2 protein-coding genes and 1 pseudogene are annotated in these 3,024 nt (G+C 66.6%); all 3 read right to left on the minus strand.

Annotated features, from left to right (window positions below):
- Positions 1-1,054: pseudogene (locus VK533_RS09545) on the minus strand (PQQ-binding-like beta-propeller repeat protein); the annotation flags it as partial.
- A gap of 245 nt (positions 1,055-1,299) precedes the next feature.
- The gene (locus tag VK533_RS09550; RefSeq protein WP_324376811.1) at positions 1,300-1,932 is read right to left on the minus strand and encodes a hypothetical protein; all 633 of its coding nucleotides are present in this window, start codon (positions 1,930-1,932) and stop codon (positions 1,300-1,302) included.
- A partial coding sequence (locus VK533_RS09555; RefSeq protein ID WP_324376813.1) for a vWA domain-containing protein occupies positions 1,929-3,024 on the minus strand: 1,096 nt, incomplete at its 5' end. The genes VK533_RS09555 and VK533_RS09550, both read right to left, overlap by 4 nt.

Below are 3,024 nucleotides of genomic sequence, written 5' to 3' on the forward strand. Positions count from 1 at the left end.
GCGCCGAGGTCGAATAATACCAGCCCGGCTGGACCTCCGGCATCCCGGTCCACAGGTTCACGATGCCCTTGTTTCCGAAGCCCGGACACAGGCGGCCGCTGTGCGCATCCAGCGCGATCAGCCGGCCGTCCGCGGTCGGCAGGAAGAGGCGCTGCGGACATTCGCCATTGGCCGCCGCCGTCGCGCCGGGCTCGGCCGCGTCGTGATAGGCGACGCCGCGGCAGGTGAGATGCTGCAGCTTGGACGAAACGGTGATCTTCGGGTCGAACCGCCACTTCTCCCGCCCGGTTTCCGCATCGAGCGCCACGACATGGTCGTGCGGCGTGCAGAGATAGACGGTATCGCCGATCTTGATCGGCGTGACTTCGTTGGTCGTCTCGCCGGGATCGCCCGGCCCCTTCAGGTCGCCCGTGCGATAGATCCACGCCACCTTGAGGCGCGACACGTTCGCCGGCGTGATCTGCGTCAGCGGCGACCATTTGTCGCCATAGGCCGACGCGCCATAGGCGCCCCAATCGCCATCGCGGACGCCGGCATAATTTGCCGGGATGGGGCCCTGGGCGGGCGCCAGCGTGCCGTCGACGCTGTGATATTCGGAGACCATCGCGACCAGCCCGACGACCGCCGCGATGGCGAGCGCGCCGAGCAGCGGCGCCGCCGCCTTGCGACGGCGATCGCCCGCCTGCCTGGCGATAAGGGGCGTGATCATGAACGGCAGGCACAGATAGACGCCGATCAGGAAGATGATGTCGCCGCGGGGAACGAGCTGCCACCAGTCGAAGCCGATCTCCGCGATTGCCCAGATCAAGGTAGCAACGATGACGAGCGCGTAGAGCAGGAGTGCCGCGCGCCGGCGCAGGAAGAGCAGCACGCTGGTCGCGATGATCGCGGCGCCGCACAGCAGATAATAGAGGCTGCCGCCCAGCGCGATCAGCCAGATGCCGCCGAACACCAGATAGACGCCGATCAGGCCGATTACGCCCGCCGAAATATTGAACGCGATAGTCCGGTTCTTCCGCCCCTTGGAGCTGGGGTTGCCCGTAGCATTTGGCATAGCAAGGCGCCTCGCATGGATATCGATCCACGATCGCAACTTACGCCGGATTGATATATTACATCTATCGCATCACTTGCAAATTCAGCGCGCTTCGTGCGTCCCTGGTCAAGCGGAGCGATCTCGCAAGCTCTTCTTCGAGTTCGGTTTCCTGGGGCCGATATATTGGCCTGGGCAGGGAATATTCGGACAGAGCAGGCGCCCCTTTCCCGTCCCGTCCATACCGTATCATGGGGAAGGTGCGCCTATTCAAACGGCTCGGCGGTCGCGAAGCGCGCCTGCAGAAAGCGGGTCTGGGTTTCGATCGCGTCCATGTCGCCCTGCGCGAGCACCTCGACCAGCTTCTCCATCTGGTCCGCCAGCAATCCGAGTTGCTCGTCGATCTGCTGATCGGGCGTTTTCCCGGACGCGCCGCGGACCTTGGCGCGCAGCGCAGCGGGCACGCGCTCATAGGCACGCAGCGTGTCGGGCACATAGCCGGCGAGCAGTTGCTGAAAGGGCGTGGCGTCGATCCCTTTCGCGTCCATTTCGGCGAGGCGGCCCTGGATCGACGTCGCGGTGACGAGGATCGAATCGAGATGCTTGCGCGCCGCCGGCGGCAGATCGGGGCCGACCCGCCCCGCCAGGCGGCGCAATGCATCGGGCAGATCGGCCGCGCTGGTGACAGGACCGCCATTGGCCAGGCGCGGAAAATCGGACGGCGGCGCGGCGATCTGCACCGCGAGAAAACCCGCGCCGTAAAGCCCGGCGGTGATCGCGAGCCAGCCCGCCTCGATCACGCCGCCATACATCAGGCCGAGACCGGTGGCAGCGCCGACCAGGCCCGCGACGTTGCGGCGGTCGGATATGGCCTGGAACAGCCGCTGGCCGATGCTCACTGATAACCCCGGATCTCGCGGAATACGGCGGCAAGCGCGCCGGTGCGGGCATCGAAGGTGCGCCCGCCGGTGAGCGTAGCGAGGCGTTCCATCTCGCCGACATTGCCCTCGCCGAACAGGATCGGGAATATCTTCACCGCCTTCTTGTTGGCGGGAAGCGCTGCATAGAAACGCTCGAAATCCTTCGCGTTCATGCCGGCATTCACTTCTCCGTCGGTCATCAGCACGATCGAATAGACCCGGCCGGGATCGCGCGCCTGTTCGGCGACGGCCTGCCTGAGCGCCTCGGCCATCGCATCGTAGAGGTTGGTGCTGCCGTCGGCCGTGATCGCGCTGACCGCGTCCAGCAGCCCGGCCCGTCCGGCGGGCTGGTGCGCGTCGATCAGGAAGGTCTGCGGCGGATCCACCGCTTCGGAGAAGGTGATGAGCGTGGTGCGCTCGCGCTCCGCCAGGCGCGCATAGCGGCCCGCCAGCGTTGTTTTGTCGCCCTGGATGAGCGTGCTCATCGCCGATTTGACGCCCTCCATCCGGTCGCCTTCCATCGAACCGGAGCGATCGAGCACGAACCAGCTGCGGACCGGCCGGCGGAGCTTGTCGAGATAGGCGCCGAGCAGAGCATCGACCGCGTCGAGCTTGGCCGGGAAGGGCAGGTCGATGGCGGGATCGCGCGACAGCTCGGGCGAAGGCGGGATGCTCGCGTCGATCGGGCGTCGGCCCGACGCCGCGGCCGCGCGCTGCATCTCGGCGCCGGTCAGAATGGCGACGAGATTGTCATAGTCGGTCCGCCGCGCGGGGTTGACCAGCAGCAAAGGATAATCGGCGGTGACCGCGCCGTCGGACGGGCGGATGATGCGCAGTTGCACGCCCGGACGATGCGACAGATCGAGCAGCACGCTCTCGTAGTTGATGATGCCGTCGAGCGCGGCATTGTCCTTGGCATAAGCGTCGGCGAGCCAGCCCGACGATCCCGCGGTGAGCGACTGGCCCTTGAGGAAGCCCTGGATGTCGGCGGCGTGGACATCGACGCTGGCGAGCCCATCGCCCTTGCCGGTTACCGAAGTGGCGAAGGGCTCGCCAGCGTCGATGTCCACG

Origin of the sequence: Sphingomonas sp., from assembly GCF_035317925.1 — a bacterium.
In the GTDB taxonomy this organism is placed as follows: Bacteria; Pseudomonadota; Alphaproteobacteria; order Sphingomonadales; family Sphingomonadaceae; genus Sphingomonas_I.